The sequence below is a fragment of the Aliivibrio fischeri ATCC 7744 = JCM 18803 = DSM 507 genome (assembly GCF_023983475.1).
Classification (GTDB): Bacteria; Pseudomonadota; Gammaproteobacteria; order Enterobacterales; family Vibrionaceae; genus Aliivibrio; species Aliivibrio fischeri.
The window spans coordinates 521,094-544,535 of sequence record NZ_CP092712.1 but is presented as its reverse complement, the minus strand read 5'-3'; the positions used below and the strand labels follow the sequence as shown (position 1 = coordinate 544,535).

Genomic DNA, 23,442 nt, shown 5'->3' with positions numbered 1-23,442 from the left:
ATCAAGTTTCAAAATTTTGTTACTATTATCATAGAGCATCAGATTTTTGTAATTAGGTATTCTTATGGAACTCCTCTGCCCAGCCGGTAATTTGCCCGCACTAAAAACCGCAATTGATTGCGGTGCCGATGCTGTTTATATCGGTTTTAAAGACGACACGAATGCTCGCCATTTTGCAGGCTTAAACTTTACAGGTAAAAAGCTTGAGAAAGCTGTGCAATATGTTCACGACAAAAATAAACATATTCATGTTGCCTTAAATACATTTGCTCACCCAGATGGATTTAGCCGTTGGACAAAGGCCGTAGATAACGCAGCAGCAATGGGAATTGATGCGCTTATTATTTCTGATATTGCTGTACTAGAATACGCTGCAACGACCTACCCTGATTTAGAGCTACACCTCTCGGTACAAGCATCTGCAACCAATGTTGCCGCTATTGATTTCTATAAAAAGAATTTCAATATTAAACGTGTTGTTTTGCCACGAGTGTTATCTATTCATCAAGTTAAACAACTTTCTCGCAATTTAACCTCAGATGTTGATTTAGAAGTCTTCGCTTTTGGTAGTCTATGTATCATGTCTGAAGGTCGTTGTTACTTATCATCATACATGACAGGCGAATCTCCAAATACTGTAGGTGCTTGCTCTCCTGCAAAATACGTTCGTTGGCAAGAAACCGATAATGGGCTGGAGTCTCGTTTAAATAATATTTTAATCGATCGTTATGGTGAAGGTGAAAATGCCGGCTATCCAACCCTATGTAAAGGACGCTTTGATGTAGAAGGTAAAACCTTCCATGCCCTTGAGGAACCGACCAGTTTAAATACCTTATCTTTAGTTCCTGAATTATTTGCAGCCAATGTTGCATCAGTGAAAATTGAAGGCCGTCAACGCAGCCCTGCTTATGTTGAGCAAGTGACTCGTACATGGCGTGCAGCTATCGACAGCTACAAAGCAAATCCTGAAGGCTATGCGGTAGAACCTAAATGGGATGCAACATTAGCGAATGTATCAGAGGGGACACAAACCACTCTTGGTGCTTATCATAAGAAGTGGCAATAGGAGAACATCATGAAATACGCATTAGGTCCACTCCTATACTTTTGGTCTAAAGAAAACGTTGAGTCGTTTTATCAACAAGCAACCAATAGTGAAGCTGATATTATTTATTTAGGTGAAAGTGTTTGTTCAAAACGCCGAGAAATGAAACCTAAAGATTGGTTTGCTATTGCTAAGGATATTTCAGATTCAGGTAAACAAGTTGTTTTATCTACCATGGCTTTATTAGAAGCACCAAGTGAAGTTAATGTAATGAAAAAGTACATTGATAATGGTGATTTTATTATCGAAGCTAATGATGTGTCTGCGATTCAACTTGCATCAGAGAGCAAAGTCCCATTTGTTGTTGGTCCAGCAGTTAACTGCTATAACGCTCAAACCTTAAACATCTTTTTAAAGCAAGGGATGACCCGTTGGTGTATGCCTGTAGAGCTTTCTCGTGAATGGCTACAGAATGTATTAACTCAATGTGATGAACTTGGTATCCGCAATAAATTTGAAACCGAAGTATTCAGTTACGGTTATCTTCCTCTTGCGTATTCTGCTCGCTGCTTTACTGCTCGTGCTGAGAATAAACCAAAAGATGAATGCGAAACGTGCTGTATTAAATACCCAACTGGTATTACAGTTAATAGCCAAGAAGGTCAGGAAGTATTTACCTTAAATGGTATTCAAACTCAATCTGGCTATTGCTACAACTTGATTAATGACTTACCAAGCATGAGTAGCCTAGTTGACGTGGTACGCTTAAGTCCATTAAGTGTTGAAACATTTGATGAAGTAAGCAAATTCAAAGCAAATGAAACAGGTTCTGCAAAGTTTGCTTTAAAAGATGCTCGTCATTGTAATGGTTACTGGCACAACATTGCTGGATTAGACATTCAAATGTAATTTTGAATTTTCTTTTGTGTCTCGTCCTAAAATACGTTGACGATTTTTAATTGAAAGCTAAGTGCGTACGCACTTGGCTTTTTTGTGTACTTGATTTGGTGTACTCATTCCCAAGCTTAAATGTGGCCGCATTTCATTATAAATAAAAATAGATTCTTCAACTAAATGCCTTAACTCCTCTAAATCTTTACAGTCATACAAAAGAAACTCTTGTTTAAGTATCCCATTTATTCGCTCTGCTAATGCATTTTGATAGCAATCATAACCATCCGTCATTGATGGCTTAATATCATTTTTATTCAATTTTTCCTGATAAACCTTTGAACAATACTGTAATCCTCGGTCTGAATGATGAATCGTACTCCTTTGATATTGACGGCTATCTATCGCCATATCAAGAGCTTTGACTACATCAGTAGCTTTCATTTCATCACTTAATTCATATCCCATTATCTTTCGACTATAAGCATCTGTTACTAAAGATAAATAATGAATACCTTTTTGTGATTGAACGTAAGTGATATCACTAACAAAAACCTCTTCAGATGCTTGAGGTGTTACTTCTTTAAGTAAATTAGGATGTTTTTTCATCCAATGCTTACTATAGGTAGTTTTTGTATAACTTCGTTTAGGTTTTACTAATAAGCACTCATTTCTTAAATAGGAAAAAAAGTTATCTCTGCCTAACTTTATGCCATGAGTGATGAATTTGGGCTTAAGTAAAAAATATAATTTTTTACCTCCAATACGAGGCATATATCGACGAATTTCTTGCACCATATTTTTAACCGGTGAAAGTTCAACGGCACGTTTCAGAGCTCTACGTTCTTGTTGGTATATACATTGTCTTGTAATGCCAAGTAGCTGACTAGCTCGCTCTAAGCTGATCATTTTCTGCTTTTGAAGACTTCTTGCTCCTTGGCAATATACTTTTTTCTAAGGCCTGCACCATGTTCTGCGTCCATGATATTCACTACTTCATTAAGTAATAAATTACGCATTCTTTCATCATCAAGCTCTCGCTCTAAACGTTTAATTTTTTGTGCAGGCGATTCTTTCGCTTTCGGGGATTTAGGCATAATAATCTTAGGTGATTGAGACCAGTCCATCTTACCGTGTTTTCTTAACCAAGTAAGTACGGTAGATCGACCTTGAATGCCATAAATGTTTTGAGCTTGCTTATAGGTCATATCGCCTTTTTCTATAGCGGCAACAAGCTGCAATTTAAAGCCTAATGAATAATCGCGTTGAGTTCGCTTATTCTTTGTTTTTTCTTGATTTGTCATATAAAAGTCCTAAATGTGTAAACACATTTCAGGACGAGACATTGAATACAAAAAAGCCTTATCCATATGAATAAGGCTTTTTTATTATACTAATGTAGCTAATTATTCTGCTGTTGCTTCTTCTTTTAGCATCTCTTTTTCAGTACTTGTTTCCTGTGGTGCAACCGGTGTTTCTTTCGCTTCTTGTGCTTGCTGCTCTTTTATTTTTTGCTCTTGCAAATCACGTAAAGCTTTATAGATATTACCTAGTTCCACAAACGAATATCGATGTTCTACATACTCATAAACGTTGTTCGACATACTTAACTTATACAAAGCAATTGCGTTTGGATAATCACCTTCGTATTGATAACGCTTAGCTAAGTAAAAATAACCTTCTGTTAGTTTTTCTGCCAATGCGACATTATTACGAGTTGTAGTTAAGATTTTTTTCAAAAACTCATCTTCAGAAGTTTCTTTTAGAATAAGTCCTGCAAGATCCCATCCAAAATCTTCATCTGTTCTTTGTTGATATTGTTTTTGGAAGGTTTCTGTTGCGGCTTTTGCATCCACTTCTAAGCCAATCCAATACAACCAAATAGCACGATATGGATCGCGAGGTGCATCATTATAATGCTTTTGAGCAATCTCATACGCTTGATCGTAGCGCTCACCATAATATAGAGCGATAGCTAAATTACGTTCAGCAAATTGGTTGTTTGGATCTAACTCTAACGCTGAATCTAGCGCTTCATAAGCTCCATCAAAATCTGTATTTTGTGTGTAGTAAACACCAAGGATATTAAACACATCACTCTGATCTGGTTTTAACGTTAAAGATTGAGTAAAGTCGACACGAGCCAAGTCACGTAAACCTAAACTGTCTTTAATTAACCCTCTTTCATAATACATTTTTGCACGAGTTACATCATCCACATCAGGGCGCTGTAGCAATTGGTCCAAACGAGATAATTGGATCTCTTGTTGGATACTTGGTTGTAAAGGAACTGCCATTGGAGGGTATCCCCATCCTGATGTATCCCCTTTAGATGCACACCCAGACAACACTAATACTGCGCCAACTAAGGCTACTCGAATCCAATTCACTCATTTTCTCCTATGATAAACCTAATTCTTTTAATAAAAGCGACTCTATATTAAAAGAAAAGGGAGCATTTCTGCTCCCTTTATAACATGCTTTAAATCAAAAGACTGTAATCAATAAGATTATTCTGCGTCTTTTGCTTCAGCAGCAGGTGCTGGATTTAGTTCAGCATTTGCTTCTTTAATACTTAGACGAATACGGCCTTGACGGTCGATTTCAAGTACTTTAGTTTTCACTTCTTGACCAACTTGTAGGTGATCAGCTACTTTCTCGATACGCTCTTCTGCGATTTGAGAAATGTGAACTAGACCTTCTTTAGGACCAAGAACCGTTACGAACGCACCGAAATCTACGATACGCATAACTTTACCTGTGTAGATCTTACCCACTTCAACTTCAGCAGTGATCTCTTCGATGCGACGAATCGCTTCTTTAGCAGCAGCACCTTCAGTTGCAGCGATTTTGATAGTACCGTCGTCTTCGATTTCGATAGTTGTACCAGTCTCTTCACAAAGAGCACGGATAACTGCACCACCTTTACCGATAACATCTTTGATCTTATCAGAGCTGATTTTCATTGTGTGGATACGTGGAGCAAATTCAGAGATATCTTCACGAGCACCAGAGATTGCTTCATCCATAACTTTAAGGATGTGCTTACGCGCACCTTGAGCTTGGTTTAGAGCGATCTGCATGATCTCTTTAGTGATACCTTCGATTTTGATGTCCATTTGAAGTGCTGTGATACCTTCATTAGTACCCGCTACTTTAAAGTCCATATCACCTAGGTGGTCTTCGTCACCAAGGATATCAGAAAGAACAACGAAATCGTCGCCTTCTTTCACAAGACCCATTGCGATACCAGCAACAGATGCTTTAATTGGAACACCAGCATCCATAAGAGCTAGAGATGTACCACATACAGAAGCCATTGAAGATGAACCGTTAGATTCAGTGATTTCCGAAACTACACGTACTGTGTATGGGAATTCTTCAATAGAAGGCATAACCGCTTGGATACCACGTTTAGCCAGTTTACCGTGACCAATTTCACGACGCTTAGGAGAACCAACAAAACCAGTTTCACCTACACAGTATGGAGGGAAGTTGTAGTGTAGAAGGAAGTGATCTTTCTTCTCACCCATTAGGCTATCGATGATTTGAGCATCACGTTGTGTACCAAGCGTTGCAGTAACAAGAGCTTGAGTTTCACCACGAGTGAATAGAGAAGAACCGTGTGTACGAGGAAGAACACCAGTACGTACGTCTAGCGCACGAACCATGTCTTTTTCACGACCATCGATACGTGGATTACCAGCGATGATGCTGCGACGTACAACAGTTTTCTCTAGATCGTGGAAAATAGTGTGAACTTCTTTTAGGTTCACATCTTCATTTTCAGATACTAGAACTTCGTTAACTTCAGCCGCGATTTCATGAATGCGATCGTAACGAGTCATTTTTTCAGTAATTTGGTAAGCTTCAACTAATTTAGCTTCTGCTAGTTCTGCAATACGTGAGTTAAGAACTGTGTTCTCTTCTGGAGCAACCCAATCCCATGCAGGAGTAGCAACTTCAGCAGCAAACTCATTGATTGCTTTGATAACAACTTGTTGTTGATCGTGACCGAACACAACAGCAGATAGCATTTCTTCTTCAGTTAGGTTATCAGCTTCTGATTCAACCATTAATACTGCGCCTTCTGTACCAGACACTACTAGGTCTAGTTTAGAGTTTTCAAGCTCAGTATTTGATGGGTTAAGAACAAGCTCACCGTTGATGTGACCAACACGTGCAGCACCGATAGGACCGTTAAATGGAATACCAGCAATAGCTAATGCCGCAGACGTACCGATCATAGTGATCATGTCTGGGTTAACTTCAGGATTGATAGAAACAACCGTTGCAATTACCTGTACTTCGTTTTTGAATGCATCAGGGAAAAGAGGACGGATTGGACGGTCAATTAGACGTGCCGTTAGTGTTTCAGCTTCAGAAGGACGGCCTTCACGCTTAAAGAAACCACCAGGGATTTTACCTGCAGCGTACGTACGCTCTTGGTAGTTAACTGTTAGTGGGAAGAAATCTTGACCAGGAACAGCTTCTTTCTTAGCAACAACAGAAACGAATACAGATGTATCGTCCATGCTTGCCATTACAGCAGCTGTAGCTTGACGAGCAATTACACCCGTTTCTAGAGTAACGGTATGGTTACCGTACTGAAATGATTTTACGACTGGATTCGCGAACATTTTTTTTCCTTTATTCTTATTGTTAAATGGCACTTTGTGCTATCAAAAATAAGAAATTTGTAGTTGATAATTCAACATACTACTAATCGCGACTAGTACAAATTGACTTCACTAAAGACAATTTGTAATAGCCGCGACCTAGTGGCCGACTTCGGTGACTGTAATATGATGAATTGGATAGTTTTATCAAAATTACTACTGAGCAATTTCAACGAGGCACAGTATACCTCAATTAGGGGAAGATGCGAGTTTCAGGAATGAAAAAGGAGATTTTAGAGCATAAAAAAAGGAGCGATAAACGCTCCTTTTCGTCAAACTGTCTTTACAGACATCGCAAATTAGCGACGTAGGCCTAGACGTTTGATTAGATCTTGGTAACGAGCAAGGTTTTTGCCTTTTAGGTAATCAAGAAGCTTACGACGGCTAGAAACCATACGTAGTAGACCACGACGGCTGTGGTGATCGTGCTTGTGATTAGCAAAGTGACCTTGAAGGTGGTTGATAGAAGCAGTTAGTAGTGCTACTTGTACTTCTGGTGAACCTGTGTCGCCTTCAGATTGTGCGTATTCAGCAACGATTGCTGCTTTAGTTTCTGCATTCAGAGACATAATTCTCTCCTGATAAGAGTAGTTTAATATTTGTAGTAGCCAATCTCTGATTCAGCCACTACGCGAAGGGCGAATTATACGGATGAACAATAATAAAGCAATAAAAAAAGAGCAAAAACCAACAGCTTTTGCTCTTTCTATTCTTTTGAAGCTCAGGATTAATTATTTTTCTTCTTCATCTCGAAAAACAACTAAACGCTTAGGAGCAACACGACCATCGTCATCAATGTGACCAACACCAATGAATAAACGTTCATCACCCGATGTCATACGAACGATGCCATCTTGTGGAGCACCAAACACTTGTACCGGTTGACCATGTAAAACATGATCTGCCAATTCAGGGATCATATTTACTTCAGGTAAATCTTGTACTGCTGAGTCCATTGGCATTAATAATGGATCAAGCAACTCACGAGGAGCTCGTTCTTCACGATGTGCTTGCTCAAGTAATGCTTCTAGGTCTTCGATCGTTACCATATTCTCATATGGGTAGTTCGACACGCCTGTACGACGTAAATAAGTTACGTGCGCACCGCAACCCAGCATTTCACCCAAATCATCAGTGATCGTACGAATGTAAGTACCTTTTGAACAATGTACTTCCATTTCTACTTCATGTCCTTCAAAACGGAGCAATTCAATAGAATAAACAGTGATCTTACGTGACTCGCGAGGTACTTCAATGCCTTCACGTGCATACTCATACAAAGGACGACCTTGGTATTTTAATGCTGAAAACATTGATGGAATTTGATCCGTTGTACCACGGAATTTCGCAATACAACGCTCTAGCTGACCGCGATCCACTTTTACTTCACGAGTTTGAACCACTTCACCATCAGAGTCTGATGTATTCGTACGCTCACCTAGTTTAGCGACAACACGGTAGCGTTTATCAGAGTCTAAAAGAAACTGGGAAAACTTCGTTGCTTCACCTAAGCAAATAGGAAGCATACCTGTTGCTAGAGGATCAAGTGCACCTGTATGGCCTGCTTTTTCAGCAAAGTAAATGCGTTTAACTTTTTGCAGAGTATCGTTTGAAGTAATACCTGTTGGTTTATCAATTAAGATAACACCATTAACCGGACGACCCTTACGACGGCGAGCCATTACTCTTCACCTTCATCTGATTCGGTGCGGCCTGATTCTGCCATTTTACGTTTATCTGTATTAACAACATCAGTTACTAAGTTAGACATACGCATACCTTCAACAAGTGTGTTGTCGTAAGTAAAACGAATTTCAGGAGTTAGACGTAAACGAATGCGCTTGCCAAGCATCATACGTAATGATGGCTCGTGCTCTTTTAGAGCGGCTAAGCTTGATTCAGGAGTTTGATCACCAACACAGAAGAAAGTCACGAATACTTTTGCATAAGCTAAATCACGTGATACTTCTACATCAGAAATAGTCACCATACCGATACGTGAATCACGAACTTCACGTTGTAGCATAACTGCTAGTTCTTTTTGTAATTGTTGCGACACACGCTGTGTGCGGCTAAATTCTTTTGACATATCTTTTCTCTCTTAGAAAGATGGGGGGCTTGGTAATTACCAGCCCCCCATGGTGTATTCAACAACCGATTACTACTTACCTTTAAAAGATAACGTTAGTAATTATAGTCAATTAGTCAAGAGTACGTTTGATCTCAACGATTTCGAATACTTCGATTTGGTCACCAACGCGTACGTCGTTGTAGTTCTTAACGCCGATACCACACTCGTAACCATTTTTAACTTCAGCTACGTCATCTTTAAAGCGACGTAGTGACTCTAGCTCACCTTCGTAAATTACTACGTTATCACGTAGAACACGAATTGGGTTGCTACGCTTAATCGTACCTTCAGTAACCATACAACCAGCGATTGCACCAAGTTTAGGCGACTTAAATACGTCACGAACTTGAGCAAGACCAATGATTTCTTGTTTAAACTCAGGAGCAAGCATACCGCCCATTGCAGCTTTAACTTCATCGATCAATTGGTAGATGATTGAGTAGTAACGAAGATCTAGGTTTTCGTTTTCAACAGTACGACGAGCCGTTGCATCAGCACGAACGTTGAAACCAAGAATGATTGCATTAGACGCTGCTGCAAGAGTTGCATCAGTTTCAGTAATACCACCAACACCAGAACCTACGATGTTAACTTTAACTTCGTCAGTAGACAGTTTAAGTAGTGAATCAGCAATCGCTTCAACAGAACCTTGAACGTCAGCTTTAAGTACTACGTTTAGCTCAGCAACTTCACCCGCTTCCATGTTAGCAAACATGTTTTCAAGCTTAGCTTTTTGTTGACGTGCTAGTTTAACATCACGGAATTTACCTTGACGGTAGTTTGCAACTTCACGTGCTTTACGCTCATCACGAACTACTGTTGCTTCGTCACCTGATGCAGGTACACCTGAAAGACCAAGGATCTCAACAGGGATAGATGGGCCAGCTGATTCAATATCTTTACCGTTTTCATCGCGCATAGCACGAACACGGCCGTATTCTTGACCACAAAGAACGATATCGCCTTTGTTAAGAGTACCTGATTGAACAAGAACTGTTGCTACAGGACCGCGACCTTTATCAAGGCGAGATTCAACAACAACACCTGACGCCATGCCTTCTCTTACAGCAGTAAGTTCTAGAACTTCAGACTGAAGAAGAATTGCTTCTAGAAGACCGTCAATGTTGGTACCTTGCTTAGCTGAGATATGAACAAAGATATTCTCTCCGCCCCACTCTTCAGGAATAACGTCATATTGAGCAAGCTCATTTTTAACGTTATCTGGGTTAGCACCTTCTTTATCGATCTTGTTTACAGCAACAATCAGAGGTACACCAGCCGCTTTTGCGTGTTGGATAGCTTCGATTGTTTGTGGCATAACACCATCATCTGCAGCAACAACAAGAACAACGATATCTGTCGCTTGAGCACCACGAGCACGCATAGCGGTAAACGCTGCGTGTCCAGGAGTATCAAGGAAAGTGATCATACCGTTGTCAGTTTCAACGTGGTATGCACCGATGTGTTGTGTAATACCACCAGCTTCAGCGTCAGCAACGTGTGCACGACGAATGTAGTCAAGTGTAGAAGTTTTACCATGGTCAACGTGACCCATGATAGTTACTACTGGAGCACGACCTTCAGCTTCAGCACTGTTGTCACGATCAGATAGTACTGCTTCTTCTAATTCATTTTCTTTACGAAGAATAACTTTGTGACCCATTTCTTCTGCTACAAGTTGTGCAGTTTCTTGGTCAATCACTTGGTTGATAGTCGCCATAGCGCCCATCTTCATCATAACTTTGATTACTTCTGTTGCTTTAACAGACATTTTGCTTGCTAGTTCAGAAACAACGATTGTTTCACCGATAGCAACGTCTTGCTTAGCAACTGTCGCTGACTTATCAAAGCCATGCTGCATTGAAGTAGGTTTGTTAACTTGTGCTTTCTTATTACGACCACCGCGTTGGTTACGACCACCACGAGGAGCAGCAGCTTCTGCTGGTTTTGCTTTTTTCTTACGACGGCGAGGTTGTTGCTCTTCTTTACGATCAGCTGCATCTTCAGCTTCACGCGCATGAGAAGAAGTGGTTACATGGTAATCTGCATCTTTTTCAGCTGCTGATTTCTTCTGCTCTTCTTCTTTCCAACGAGCTTCATTTTCTTCAGCCAGTTTACGAGCTTCTTCTACTAATTTTGCCGCTTCAGCTTCTGCTTTACGAGTCGCTTCTAGTTCCTGACGAGCTTTAAGCTCATCAGCTTCTTTTTTCGCTTGTTCGTTTTTCTTAGTCATTTCTTTTTTAGCCTTATCAGCTTCAGCACGTTTCGCTTTTTCTTCAGCTTCACGTTTTGCTTTGGCTTCTGCCTCAGCTTCACGTTTCGCCTGCTCTTCCGCTTCACGTTGTGCTTTTTGTTCAAGTTCGCGAACTGCAGCTTCCTCTGCATCGCGTTTGGCTTGTTCTTCAGCTTCTGCTTTCAGTTGCTCAGCTTTTTTCTCTTCTTCAAGTGCGCTTGCTTTTACATAAGTACGTTTTTTACGAACTTCTACTTGCACATCTTTACTTTTACCGCCGCTTCCCGCAACACTTAATGTGCTACGAGTTTTGCGTTGAAGAGTTAGACGCGTAGGCGATGCACTATCATCAGCACTACCATGCTCTTTCTTTAAGTGTACTAACAAAGATTGTTTTTCACCTTCAGAAACAGAGTCTCCGTCTTTTTTATTAATACCAGCATCCGAAAATTGCTGAAGTAAGCGGTCAACTGGAGTTCCAATTTCTTCACTAAGTGCTTTTACCGTAAGCTTTGTCATACCGCTTCTCCTTGCTTGCTATTATTATTCTTCGTCACTAAACCAACAGATGTTACGAGCAGCCATGATTAACTCACCAGCACGCTCTTCTGTTAGATTTTCAATATCAGACAGTTCATCAACACCTTGGTCTGCAAGGTCTTCAAGTGTAATAACACCTTTAGCTGCAAGTTTGAAAGCAAGCTCACGCTCTAAGCCTTCAAGAGCAAGTAGGTCTTCAGCTGGTTCAACACCATCTAATGATTCTTCTTGAGCTAGAGCTAATGTTGTTAACGCTTCTTTCGCACGAGTACGTAGAGCATCAACAGTATCTTCATCTAACTCTTCAATTTCTAGAAGTTCATTTACAGGTACGTAAGCGATTTCTTCTAGAGTAGTGAAACCTTCTTCAACTAATAGTTGAGCAAAGTCTGCATCGATATCTAAATGCTTAACGAATGCATCAATAGAACCTTGCGCTTCTTCTTGGTGCTTTTTGTTAAGATCAGCAACCGTCATAACGTTTAGTTCCCAACCAGTCAGTTGAGATGCTAGACGTACGTTTTGACCACTACGACCAATTGCTTGTGCTAGGTTATCAGCTTCAACAGCGATATCCATTGTATTGTTGTCTTCATCAACAATGATTGAAGCAACTTCTGCTGGAGCCATTGCATTGATAACAAATTGCGCAGGGTTATCATCCCAAAGCACGATATCAATACGCTCACCACCAAGCTCACCAGATACAGCTTGTACACGTGCACCACGCATACCAACACACGCACCAACAGGATCAATACGTTTGTCGTTAGTTTTAACTGCGATCTTAGCACGAGAACCAGGATCACGAGCTGCACCTTTTAATTCAATTAGCTCTTCGCCAATTTCAGGTACTTCTACGCGGAACAATTCAGTTAGCATTACGCCTTTTGAACGTGTCATGAATAATTGGAAACCACGTGCTTCAGGTTTAACTGCATATAGCAGACCACGAACACGGTCACCTGGACGGAAGTTTTCACGAGGAAGTTGGTCTTCACGTAAAATTACCGCTTCAGCGTTGTTACCAAGATCAACGATGATTGCATCGCGGTTTACTTTTTTAACGATACCTGTGATTAGCTCACCTTCGTTATCAATAAACTGCTCAACGATCATTGCACGCTCAGCTTCACGTACTTTTTGTACGATAACTTGTTTCGCTGTTTGAGTTGTAATACGGTCAAATGTTACTGACTCGATATCATCTTCAATGTAACCACCAACTTCGATAGTTTCATCTTCAAACTGTGCTGCTTCAATAGAAATTTCAAGCGTTGGATTTTCAACGTTTTCTACTGCAACCCAACGACGGAATGTTTCGAAGTCACCAGTTTTGCGATCGATCGCAACACGTACTTCAATTTCCATTTCAGATTTTTTCTTTGTTGCTGTTGCAAGCGCGATTTCTAATGCTTCAAAAATTCGCTCACGAGGAACAGCTTTTTCATTTGATACTGCTTCTACAACAGCTAAGATTTCTTTGTTCATTTTAGCCTCTTCAAGCCTTAAAATTTAGGAACTAAGTTCGCCTTTGAAATGTTGCTTAACGCAAATTCTTCATTGTTACCATCAACTGTAACCGTAACAATTTCACCGTTAACTTCAAGGATGTCACCTTTCCATTTACGACGGTTATTCATCGGCATCTTTAATACAAGGCTGACCTCGTGACCAACAAATTGTTGATAATGTGCTGCTTTAAACAGTGGACGTTCAAGACCTGGAGACGAAACCTCTAGGTTATATGCTACTGTAATTGGATCTTCTACATCCATTACTGCACTGATTTGACGACTGGCTTCTGCACAGTCTTCCACAAAGATGCCATTTTCATGGTCGATGAATACACGTAGTGTTGAGTGTTCACCCGCACGTACGAATTCTAAACCAACCAATTCATAACCTAAAGCACCAACAGGAGCCTCAAGCATTTCTGTTAGTTGTCTTTCTAATCCTGTCATTGATATCCCCTGAAAACAAAAAAAGGGCTCAAGGCCCAATTCTTAAAAAACAGTCTGTTTCAGATAGCAAAAAACCCCGTAATTGCGGGGTTTAATACTGCTGGACCCTGAATGCCACTTGCGTGACTTACTTAAATAATAGCAATAACTCTTATTTAAGTAATTGGTTGCGGGAGCCGGATTTGAACCGACGACCTTCGGATTATGAGCCCGACGAGCTACCAAGCTGCTCCATCCCGCGTCCGAAAAGAACAAAGAAATTATAGTTTCTTTATGCTTTTATTACAAGAATCAGATTCTCGTCTGAATATGGTGCCGAGAGAGGGACTTGAACCCTCACACCATAAGGCACTAGCACCTCATGCTAGCGTGTCTACCAATTTCACCATCTCGGCTAAATTCTTTTAAAGAGGAACGTCGCTGTCTTCAGTTGCAGGAACATCGCTCGCGTTGTCAGTTACTTGCTCTGTCGCTTGTTGATCTAATTTAAGATCAAAACCTTCAGATTTATGCGTAGACATGTTGCCTAATGCTAAACTGATAACAAAAAATACTGTTGCACAAATTGCAGTCATTCGGGTTAAAAAGTTTCCAGAGCCACTAGAGCCAAATACAGTATTTGATGCCCCAGCCCCAAATGAAGCTCCCATATCTGCGCCTTTACCGTGTTGTACCAATACTAGGCCAATTACACCGACTGCGGCAATCAGATAAATCACAAGTAGAATCGTATGCATTCCGTCACCCATGTATCTAATTAATGTACCGGTAGCCTATTGGCAACACCAGCGCCCTCTCAATTAAGAGGCCGAAGGATATTAACCAAACTAGGCTACTATGACAAGTTAAAATTAACAAAAAACGTTCAATTTCATTTAATTGCTCAAATTAGCAGCTTTCTTTCACTGCATCCGCAATTTGCTGCGCATATTGTGTCACCAATTCCGCATTTTCACCTTCAACCATAACGCGAATTAAAGGCTCTGTACCTGACTTACGTAATAATACGCGGCCATTATCACCTAATTTAGCTTCCACATCAGCTTGAGCGGCTTTTACTGCTTCCGATTCAAGAGGATCATTATCTCCTGCAAATCGAACATTCACTAAAATTTGTGGGAACATACTCATGCCATCACATAATTCTTTTAATGACATTTTACTACCAACAATAGATGCAATAACTTGAAGCGCTGCAACAATCGCATCACCCGTCGTTACTTTATCTAAAAGGATAACGTGACCTGAATTCTCAGCACCAATTAACCAATTGTTTTCCAAAAGCTTTTCCATCACATAGCGATCACCAACATCTGAACGAACAAATGGAATGCCAAGATTACGTAAAGCAACCTCCATGCCCATATTTGTCATCAATGTACCAACCACACCACCTTTTAACTCACCACGACGTAGCGCGTCACGAGCAATGATGTACGCAATCTGGTCGCCATCTACTTTTTCACCAAACTCATCAACCATGATGATACGGTCACCATCGCCATCAAATGCCACACCAAAATCCGCTTTTTCTTCAACAACTTTAGCTTGAAGAGCACGAACATCAGTAGCACCTACTTCATGATTAATATTGGTTCCGTTTGGCTCACAACCGATTGTGATGATCTCTGCACCTAGCTCTTTAAATACATTCGGAGCAATATGATACGTTGCACCATTTGCACAATCGATAACGATTTTTAAACCAGCAAGACTTAACTCTTTAGGAAAGGTACTTTTACAGAATTCAATGTAACGACCGGCAGCATCATTAAGACGAGAGGCTTTACCAAGTAAAGCAGATTCAACACATGTCATTGGCTTATCAAGCTCTGCTTCAATCGCCATTTCAACGTCATCTGGAAGTTTTGTCCCTTCTGATGAGAAGAATTTAATGCCATTATCGTAGTATGGATTATGAGAAGCTGAAATCACAATACCTGCTTCTGCACGAAATGTCTGAGTAAGGTAAGCCACAGCTGGAGTTGGCATCGGACCCGTAAATTTAGCTTGTAATCCAGCAGCTGCTAAACCTGCTTCTAATGCTGATTCAAGCATATAACCAGAAATACGTGTATCTTTACCAATAATGACTTTTTTTGTGCCTTGCTTAGCTAAAACTTGTCCTGCAGCCCAGCCAAGCTTCATAACAAAATCAGGTGTGATAGGTGCTTGCCCTACTAATCCTCGAACGCCATCGGTTCCGAAATATTTACGTTCAGCCATGTTGTACTCCATGTTTTTTTTAATAATTTATTTAAATTGAACAACTCTTTAATGAGGAGATTGTTCTAAAGTTGCTTGGCAAACCTTTACGATATCCATCGTTTGTTCAAAATCATGAACACGAATAATTTGCGCCCCTTTCATGGCTGCAATCGTTGCACAAGCCAAGCTACCAGATACTGCCATTTTCGGCTCTACATCTAGTAACTTAAAAACCATCGATTTTCTCGACATCCCAGCAAGAAGCGGTAAACCAAATTGATGAAAACGCTCTAACTCAGCAAGAAGCAGGTAATTATGCGCTAAGGTTTTACCAAAACCAAATCCAGGATCGAGAATTAACTTATCTTTTGCGATACCAACCGATTGGCATGCATCGATTCTTTCACTTAAAAAGTCAGATATATCAGAAAACAAGTCTTGGTAAGAAGGATTAGATTGCATGGTTCTAGGTTGACCTTGCATGTGCATCAAACAAATTGGAACATTGGCTTCTGCTGCTACTTGTAGTGCATTTGGTTCTTGTAGTGCTCGAACATCATTAATTAAATCAGCACCTGCTTTTACTGCCTCTTGCATCACAATAGCTTTACTGGTATCGATTGAAATCCATGTATCAAATCGTTGATGAACCGCTTCAATAATCGGTAATACACGGTCTAATTCTTGTTGCAATGACACTTCTGGCGCGCCAGGTCGTGTTGACTCGCCGCCAATATCAATAAAGCTCACTCCAGCATTAACCATTTTTTCAGCTTGTTTAAGTGCTGCATCCAGATGAGTAAATTGGCCACCATCCGAAAAAGAGTCAGGTGTTACGTTCAGTATGCCCATGACATGAGAGCGATCTAATAAAAGGGATTTATTTTTGCTTATTAGTTTCATTACTCTACACCTTTAATAAATACAAAAACCCCGAGCATAACTCGGGGTTTAATTTATCTTACTTCATCTTATTTTTCAGATGATTCAGAATCGTTTTTTGTTTCATCAGTTGGAGTTGGTTGTTCTTTTGTTTCTTCAACTTTCTCTTCTGCTTTTGATTCTGTTTCTTCTTTTTCTACTGGCGTTTCAGTCTTCGCTTGAGGCTGCGGGTTATTATCTCCCCAACCTTGTGGCTCACGAATGTCAGTTTTACGATCCATAAGATCATCAATTTGACCAGCATCAATGGTTTCAAACTTCATTAACGCATCTTTCATTGCATGCATGATATCCATGTTATCTTCAAGGATCTGTCTTGCACGAGCATAGTTGCGGTCAATAATAGTACGGATTTCAGCATCAATCAGTTGAAGCGTTTCTGGAGAAACATGCTTAGATTGATGAGAACCACCGTGACCAGAGAACGGGTCGCCTTGATCTTCTGCATACAGTAGAGGACCTAGAGCATCAGAGAAGCCCCATTGCGTTACCATTTTACGAGCAATATCTGTTGCACGTTCAATATCGTTCGACGCACCAGTTGATACTTTATCAACACCGTAAATCAATTCCTCAGCTAAACGACCACCATACAGACTCGAAATCATCGATTCTAAATGTTGACGGTTCATACTGATACGATCTTGTTCTGGTAGATACATAGTTACACCCAACGCTCGTCCACGTGGAATGATAGATACTTTGTATACTGGATCATGCTCAGGAACTAAACGACCAACAATGGCGTGACCTGCTTCATGATATGCTGTTGATTCTTTGGTCTCTTCTGACATAACCATTGATTTACGCTCTGCGCCCATCATGATTTTATCTTTCGCTAATTCAAACTCAACCATTGAAACAACACGCTTATTTCCACGCGCCGCAAACAAAGCAGCTTCGTTTACTAAGTTAGCTAGATCCGCACCAGAGAAGCCTGGAGTACCACGAGCAATTAACGACGGTTCTACGCCTGCACCTAATGGTACTTTACGCATATGAACTTGAAGGATCTGCTCACGACCACGGATGTCAGGTAGACCCACAACAACTTGACGGTCAAAACGACCTGGACGTAGTAATGCTGCATCAAGTACGTCTGGACGGTTCGTCGCAGCAATAACAATGATGCCTTCGTTACCTTCAAAACCATCCATTTCAACTAGCATTTGGTTTAATGTTTGCTCACGCTCATCATTACCACCACCAACACCTGCACCACGTTGGCGACCTACAGCATCGATTTCATCAATGAAGATAATACAAGGTGATGATTTTTTCGCTTGTTCAAACATATCACGAACACGTGACGCACCAACACCAACAAACATCTCAACAAAATCAGAACCAGAAATTGAGAAGAAAGGTACTTTTGCTTCACCGGCAATCGCTTTTGCAATTAACGTTTTACCTGTACCTGGAGGACCAACCAATAAAACACCTGTTGGAATTTTGCCACCCAGTTTTTGGAAACGGCTTGGCTCACGTAAGTAATCAACTAACTCTTTTACGTCTTCTTTTGCTTCATCACAGCCAGCAACATCATCAAACGTTGTTTTGATTTGCTCTTCAGTCATCATCTTGGCTTTACTCTTGCCAAAGGACATAGCTCCTTTGCCACCGCCGCCTTGCATTTGACGCATGAAGAAAATCCAAACACCAATAAGAAGAATCATTGGGAACCACGATATGAAGATAGACTCAAGTAAGCTCTGCTCTTCTGGTGGCGTACCCTTAACAATTACATTTTGGTTAATTAGGTCATCAAGCAACTTAGGATCTTGGAATACTGGCATATATGTTACGTAACGAGTGCCGTCACGCTTCATTACCTTAATCTCACGATTATTAAAGGTTGCTTCTTGTACTTGACTATTACCTACTTCTTTAACAAAAGTCGTATAGTCAATTGAACGACCAGAGCTATCACCTGGTCCAAAACTCTGGAATACCGACATTAAAACAACAGCGATAACCAGCCATAATATTAGATTTTTTGCCATGTCACTCAAGGTGTTAACCCCGCGTTAACTAAATAGATGAAAGACAGAGTACTACAGTTTATATTCTGTATCTACTACGTAAAACTTATCCTTTGTAACCAGTCGCTACAATATAGACTTCACGTGAACGAGCACGTGATGAATCAGGCTTTCTGATTTTTACTACTTTGAACATATTACGCACTTCTTGCAAGTACTGATCAAAGCCTTCGCCTTGGAATACTTTTACAGTAAAGCTACCATTTGGTGCAAGAACTTGACGACACATATCCAAAGCTAACTCAACTAAGTACATCGCACGAGGCTGATCTACCGCTAAGTTACCACTCATGTTTGGTGCCATATCAGACATTACAACATCAACCATATCAGGTTGAATTCTCTCTAATAGTGCATCCAATACTGCTTCTTCCCTAAAGTCCCCCTGTAAAAAACTTACACCAGCAATGGAATCCATTGGTAAAATATCACAAGCGATTACTTGCCCTTCATCACCAACTTGCTCAACCGCATATTGTGACCAGCCACCAGGTGCAGCACCAAGGTCAACGACTGTCATTCCTGGTTTTAAAAGCTTGTCTTTATTTTGAATTTCTTCAATTTTAAAAATAGCACGAGAGCGATAACCCCTTTTTTGAGCCTCAAGAACGTATTTATCATCAAAATGTTCTTTTAACCAGCGACCAGAGCTCGCTGAAACTTTATTCTTACTCATGCATTACCTAAAAATACTTAATTAAAATTAGAAGACTGCAACAAAAAATAGTCTTCCTGCTTAGATGGCGTTAGAATAGGCTGTTTTCAACCCTTAATATAGAAAAAATCGGGTATATATGAACCTAAGCACAAAACAGAAGCAATACCTTAAAGGTCTTGCTCACAACCTAAAACCCGTTGTATTGATGGGTGCAAATGGTCTAACAGAAGCTGTAGTAGCTGAGATTGAAATTGCACTTAATCATCACGAGTTAATTAAAGTTAAAGTCGCTTCTGAAGACCGTGATACTAAACAACTGATTGTTGAAGCAATTATCCGTGAAACAGAAGCTGAAAAAGTTCAAGTTATCGGTAAAACACTTGTTTTATACCGTCCTAGCGAAGATCGTAAAATCGAAATTCCTAGAAAATAATTTCTTTCATTTAGTCTAAAGAAATTAAAAAGGCCGTAGTAGTTATCTTTATAGTAGAGTTAACTATGCGGCCTTTGTGTTTCATACAAGTAATAAATATTAAATGTAATCTACAGCGTCAATTTCGAACTCTTTCGTACCGCCAGGAGTTTGAATGTTTACTTCATCCCCTTCCATTTTACCAATCAAGCCACGAGCAATCGGTGAATTTACAGAAATTCGACCTTCTTTAATGTTCGCTTCATCATCAGCAACGATTTGGTATTTCACTTCTTCGTCTGTATTCACATCAATTAAAGTCACTGTTGTACCAAAAATAACTTTACCAGTGTTGGTCATTTTAGTTACATCAATAACCTGAGCTACAGATAGCTTATATTCAATATCACGGATCTGTGCTTCACAAATACCTTGCTCTTCACGTGCTGCGTGATATTCAGCATTTTCTTTTAAATCACCTAGCTCACGAGCTTCACCGATCGCTTTTGAAATCAAAGGACGACGCTTTAATAATACTTCTAATTCATCACGCAGTAGCTTTTCGCCACGTACCGTCATTGGTACCTTATCCATATTTATATACCTCTAGAGCTGAAATCAGAAATTCAGCAAATAAAAATCCCACCAAAGGCTCTCAATAAACAGACTATTGAGCGTAGACCTTAAGTGTTTCTGTTAAATATTAATTTCCTCTAGTTTAAACAAAGAAAGTTTTTTTATCACCTATCTATTGTTTCTTTCTGCGAATTGTTTTCAAAAATGACGAGTACGCAAATTAAGAAGTCCGTCTCAAATATTGAATATCAACAATTTAAACCATATAAATTTAAATAAAATGAGAAGAAGCTCACATAAAGATCCAAAACAAAAATCAAAAAAACATAAATTTACATTTACCGCAAAAATCAGACAAACTTTCTTCTATTTACGTAACCAACTGAAAAATAACGATCAACATCACACAAAAATAATAAAAAACGCTGTTCAATTGCACTTTTTAGATTGTTTTACTAACCTTTTTGTGCCTTTACACATGAAAATAGTCTTATTGAAACAGTGAAGGTAACTGATGGTAATTCTTAGACATAAGAAGTTATAAACAGTTCGTTTCATTTAAAATGGAAATTAATCTCCTCCACCCTTATAGGAATTAGAATAATGATGAACAAAAAAGTATTAGCTCTAGCAGTAGCAGCAATTACTTCAGCTGGTGCAGTAAACGCAGCAGAACTTTATAAAGACGAAGCACAATCTATCGAAATGGGTGGCCGTGCTGAAGCACGTCTAGCTATGAAAGATGGTGACGCAGCAGATAACACTCGTATCCGTCTAAACTTTAAAGGTACAACTCAAATTTCTGACGGCCTATACGGTGTTGGTTTCTGGGAAGGTGAATTTACAACTAACGATGCAGTAAATCCAAACGGCAACCTTGAAAACCGTTACACATACGCAGGTATCGGCGGTAACTTCGGTGAAGTAACTTACGGTAAAAACGATGGTGCTCTAGGTGTTATCACTGACTTCACTGATATCATGGCTTACCACGGTAACTCAGCTGCATACAAACTAGCAGTAGCTGACCGTGAAGACAACGCAATTGCTTACAAAGGTCAATTTGGCGATTTCGCATTCAAAGCAAACTACCGTTTTGATGATGCAGCAGCTAACCAAGAAAGCAACGACGGCTTCTCTACTTCTGGTATCTACGCATTCGGTGACTCTGGTTTCAAACTAGGTGCTGGTTACGCTGATCAAGGTACAGACAACGAAGCAATGGTTGCTGGTTCGATGACTATGGGCGACTTCTACTTCGCTGGTACATTCACTACAGGTGAAGTTGTTGACCTAGACTACACAGGTTTCGAAGTAGCTGGTGCTTACACAATGGGCAAAACTGTATTCACAGCGACGTACAACAACGCTGACCACGATACAAATGCTCTAACTGTTGCTAACAACGAAAACGCTGACAACTTTGCTGTTGATGCTACTTACTTCTTCAACGCAAACTTCCGTACTTACATCTCTTACAACCTGAACCTTCTTGATGACGATGCATCAAAAGGTATCACTAAAGCGATGACAGAAGACGAAGTTGCTCTAGGTATGCGTTACGACTTCTAATCAGTCTTAACTCTTACTTAAATAAAGCGCTCACCTCGGTGGGCGTTTTTTATTTGTGACTCCTTCTGAATTTTTTCTAATTCATTACACATCATTATCAACAGACGTTAAGATAACTCATTATTTTCAAATTGAGCTCATCATGTTTTTTTTCCGTTACTCCCTTATCGCACTCAGTCTCATTTCTTTTTCAAGTATTGCTGATATTAAAGAGACACTTTCTTCTCTCCCATCTGGTAGCAGAGCCGCTATTACTGTCGAAAATCTACAATCAAATAAGATAGAGTTTCAACAAAAGCAAGATGAACTATTGCCACCAGCAAGTACCTTAAAAATTGCCACTGCATTGGCAGCTCGTTTGGCTTTAGGAACTGAATTCACGTTTACAACAACATTATATAAAGATGATAAAGATGTTGTTTTGACTTTCTCTGGTGATCCTTCTCTGTCACGAAAACAACTTTCTGAATTATTTAATGATAGTGAACTAAAAACTATCCAAGGTGATTTATGGATCGATGGAAGTATCTTTACTGGGTATGAGCGAGCTGTCGGCTGGCCTTGGGATATTTTAGGCGTCTGTTATAGCGCACCATCAAGCGCATTAAGTATTGATGAAAACTGTGTTCAAGCTTCGATCACCACTCATGAGGATGGCAGTACCCGAGTCTTTGTACCTATTCATCAGCCTATTTCTTTTTCTAGCTATGCTAAAAGTGTGAGCAGAGAAGAACAAAAATCGACGTTCTGCGACTTAGAGTTAACCACTCAAGGTAACCATTATGAACTAAACGGCTGTTTAGTTAAGCGCAATAAACCTCTTCCGTTGAAATTTGCGGTGCAAGATACAAGAGATTTCACAAAAAGAACCGTATCTAAAATCCTTGCTGAACATAATATTAAACTTAATGGTGAAATTCGTTTTGGCGCACCAAAGGCTGAATTAACCAACTTAAATGTATTAGCACAACATAACTCAAAACCATTAATGGAATTGTTAGGCCATATGCTCAAAAAGTCTGATAACCATTATGCTGATAACTTAACTAAGATGTTAGGTCATTTAAACTATCAGCAACCGGGTAGCTTCACCAATGGCACCGCGGCAATTAAAGATATCTTACTCAAACAAGCGGATATTGATTTAAGTAATGCCGTATTAGTTGATGGTTCTGGTTTATCACGTAATAACCGCATGACCGCTAATCAAATGAAAAGCATTCTTCAATTCATTCATAAATACGATAAAGAGCTAGGTTTAATTGAGCTATTACCAACCTCTGGTATTGATGGCACCCTAAAGTATCGTAATAGCATGCGTAAAGAGCCAATTAAAGGCAGCATGAAATCCAAGAGTGGTTCACTATTTGGTAGCTATAATATGGCAGGATTTGTTGGTTTAGAAAATAAAGAGCCTCAGTTGTTCGTTCAATTTGTTGCAGATTATCACCCTGTTGTAGCAAAAGAAGGAGCCACTCCGGTTGAACGACCAATAGATACCTTTGAGAAAAGCTTTTATCAAGAATTAATTGAATTATCAGAAGAGTAG

20 protein-coding genes and 2 tRNA genes are annotated in these 23,442 nt (G+C 39.9%); 5 read left to right on the top strand and 17 right to left on the bottom strand.

What is annotated here, in order from left to right; translation table 11 throughout:
• Window positions 1-64: 64 nt before the first annotated feature.
• Window positions 65-1,066, top strand: a complete 1,002-nt coding sequence (gene ubiU / locus AVFI_RS02565; protein ID WP_005417689.1) for a ubiquinone anaerobic biosynthesis protein UbiU — start codon at window positions 65-67, stop codon at window positions 1,064-1,066.
• Window positions 1,067-1,075: 9 nt separating this feature from the next.
• Window positions 1,076-1,954 carry a U32 family peptidase gene (locus AVFI_RS02560; protein WP_012534154.1) on the top strand — a complete coding sequence of 293 codons (879 nt, stop codon included), beginning with the start codon at window positions 1,076-1,078 and terminating at the stop codon, window positions 1,952-1,954.
• A gap of 57 nt (window positions 1,955-2,011) precedes the next feature.
• On the opposite strand, the gene AVFI_RS02555 is transcribed toward AVFI_RS02560, so the two are convergent.
• The 16 genes from AVFI_RS02555 to rlmE form a co-directional block, all read right to left on the bottom strand.
• Window positions 2,012-3,240, bottom strand: a protein-coding gene (locus tag AVFI_RS02555; protein WP_408580437.1) for an IS3 family transposase whose coding sequence is annotated in 2 segments (ribosomal slippage) — window positions 2,012-2,877 and window positions 2,877-3,240 — 1,230 coding nt in all. Because the reading frame shifts where the segments join, the coding sequence is not laid out codon by codon here.
• Between the two features lie 102 nt (window positions 3,241-3,342).
• A complete protein-coding gene (gene nlpI / locus AVFI_RS02550; RefSeq protein ID WP_054775650.1) occupies window positions 3,343-4,326 on the bottom strand; it encodes a lipoprotein NlpI in 984 nt (327 codons plus the stop codon).
• A 120-nt stretch (window positions 4,327-4,446) separates the two neighbouring features.
• The gene (pnp, locus tag AVFI_RS02545; protein ID WP_012534174.1) at window positions 4,447-6,576 is read right to left on the bottom strand and encodes a polyribonucleotide nucleotidyltransferase; all 2,130 of its coding nucleotides are present in this window, start codon (window positions 6,574-6,576) and stop codon (window positions 4,447-4,449) included.
• A gap of 338 nt (window positions 6,577-6,914) precedes the next feature.
• Window positions 6,915-7,184 (bottom strand): 30S ribosomal protein S15, encoded by a 270-nt coding sequence (rpsO, locus tag AVFI_RS02540; protein ID WP_005417682.1) that lies wholly within the window; start codon window positions 7,182-7,184, stop codon window positions 6,915-6,917.
• A 162-nt stretch (window positions 7,185-7,346) separates the two neighbouring features.
• Window positions 7,347-8,297, bottom strand: a complete 951-nt coding sequence (gene truB / locus AVFI_RS02535; protein WP_005417681.1) for a tRNA pseudouridine(55) synthase TruB — start codon at window positions 8,295-8,297, stop codon at window positions 7,347-7,349.
• On the bottom strand, window positions 8,297-8,704 hold the full coding sequence (gene rbfA / locus AVFI_RS02530) for a 30S ribosome-binding factor RbfA (RefSeq protein ID WP_005417680.1): 408 nt from the start codon (window positions 8,702-8,704) through the stop codon (window positions 8,297-8,299). The genes truB and rbfA overlap by 1 nt, the downstream gene beginning before the upstream one ends.
• Window positions 8,705-8,816: 112 nt before the next feature.
• On the bottom strand, window positions 8,817-11,498 hold the full coding sequence (gene infB / locus AVFI_RS02525; protein WP_012532896.1) for a translation initiation factor IF-2: 2,682 nt from the start codon (window positions 11,496-11,498) through the stop codon (window positions 8,817-8,819).
• A gap of 24 nt (window positions 11,499-11,522) precedes the next feature.
• Entirely contained in the window at window positions 11,523-13,010 is a 1,488-nt protein-coding gene (gene nusA, locus AVFI_RS02520; protein WP_005417678.1) for a transcription termination factor NusA, read from the bottom strand.
• 17 nt (window positions 13,011-13,027) lie between these two features.
• Window positions 13,028-13,483: a ribosome maturation factor RimP gene (rimP, locus tag AVFI_RS02515; RefSeq protein WP_005417676.1), complete on the bottom strand. Its 456-nt coding sequence runs from the start codon at window positions 13,481-13,483 to the stop codon at window positions 13,028-13,030.
• A 164-nt stretch (window positions 13,484-13,647) separates the two neighbouring features.
• Window positions 13,648-13,724: transfer RNA gene (locus tag AVFI_RS02510), tRNA-Met, on the bottom strand.
• Window positions 13,725-13,793: 69 nt separating this feature from the next.
• Window positions 13,794-13,878, bottom strand: a tRNA-Leu gene (locus AVFI_RS02505).
• Between the two features lie 9 nt (window positions 13,879-13,887).
• A complete protein-coding gene (gene secG / locus AVFI_RS02500) occupies window positions 13,888-14,220 on the bottom strand; it encodes a preprotein translocase subunit SecG (protein WP_005417674.1) in 333 nt (110 codons plus the stop codon).
• A gap of 151 nt (window positions 14,221-14,371) precedes the next feature.
• Window positions 14,372-15,709, bottom strand: coding sequence for a phosphoglucosamine mutase (glmM, locus tag AVFI_RS02495; protein WP_054775648.1), 1,338 nt, complete (start codon window positions 15,707-15,709; stop codon window positions 14,372-14,374).
• A gap of 48 nt (window positions 15,710-15,757) precedes the next feature.
• On the bottom strand, window positions 15,758-16,594 hold the full coding sequence (gene folP / locus AVFI_RS02490; protein WP_155662252.1) for a dihydropteroate synthase: 837 nt from the start codon (window positions 16,592-16,594) through the stop codon (window positions 15,758-15,760).
• A 68-nt stretch (window positions 16,595-16,662) separates the two neighbouring features.
• Window positions 16,663-18,636: an ATP-dependent zinc metalloprotease FtsH gene (gene ftsH, locus AVFI_RS02485; RefSeq protein ID WP_012532957.1), complete on the bottom strand. Its 1,974-nt coding sequence runs from the start codon at window positions 18,634-18,636 to the stop codon at window positions 16,663-16,665.
• Window positions 18,637-18,721: 85 nt separating this feature from the next.
• Entirely contained in the window at window positions 18,722-19,351 is a 630-nt protein-coding gene (gene rlmE / locus AVFI_RS02480) for a 23S rRNA (uridine(2552)-2'-O)-methyltransferase RlmE (protein WP_011261252.1), read from the bottom strand.
• Between the two features lie 118 nt (window positions 19,352-19,469).
• Between rlmE and yhbY the strand changes: the two genes are divergently transcribed.
• Window positions 19,470-19,766, top strand: a complete 297-nt coding sequence (yhbY, locus tag AVFI_RS02475; protein ID WP_005417663.1) for a ribosome assembly RNA-binding protein YhbY — start codon at window positions 19,470-19,472, stop codon at window positions 19,764-19,766.
• 99 nt (window positions 19,767-19,865) lie between these two features.
• Here yhbY and greA read toward each other — a convergent pair whose 3' ends face one another.
• A complete protein-coding gene (gene greA / locus AVFI_RS02470) occupies window positions 19,866-20,339 on the bottom strand; it encodes a transcription elongation factor GreA (RefSeq protein ID WP_011261251.1) in 474 nt (157 codons plus the stop codon).
• A 588-nt stretch (window positions 20,340-20,927) separates the two neighbouring features.
• On the opposite strand from greA, the gene ompU reads away from it, so the two are divergent.
• Complete coding sequence (gene ompU / locus AVFI_RS02465; protein ID WP_026029223.1) at window positions 20,928-21,893, top strand: porin OmpU; 966 nt, start codon at window positions 20,928-20,930, stop codon at window positions 21,891-21,893.
• Between the two features lie 142 nt (window positions 21,894-22,035).
• Window positions 22,036-23,442, top strand: a complete 1,407-nt coding sequence (gene dacB, locus AVFI_RS02460; RefSeq protein WP_054775645.1) for a serine-type D-Ala-D-Ala carboxypeptidase — start codon at window positions 22,036-22,038, stop codon at window positions 23,440-23,442.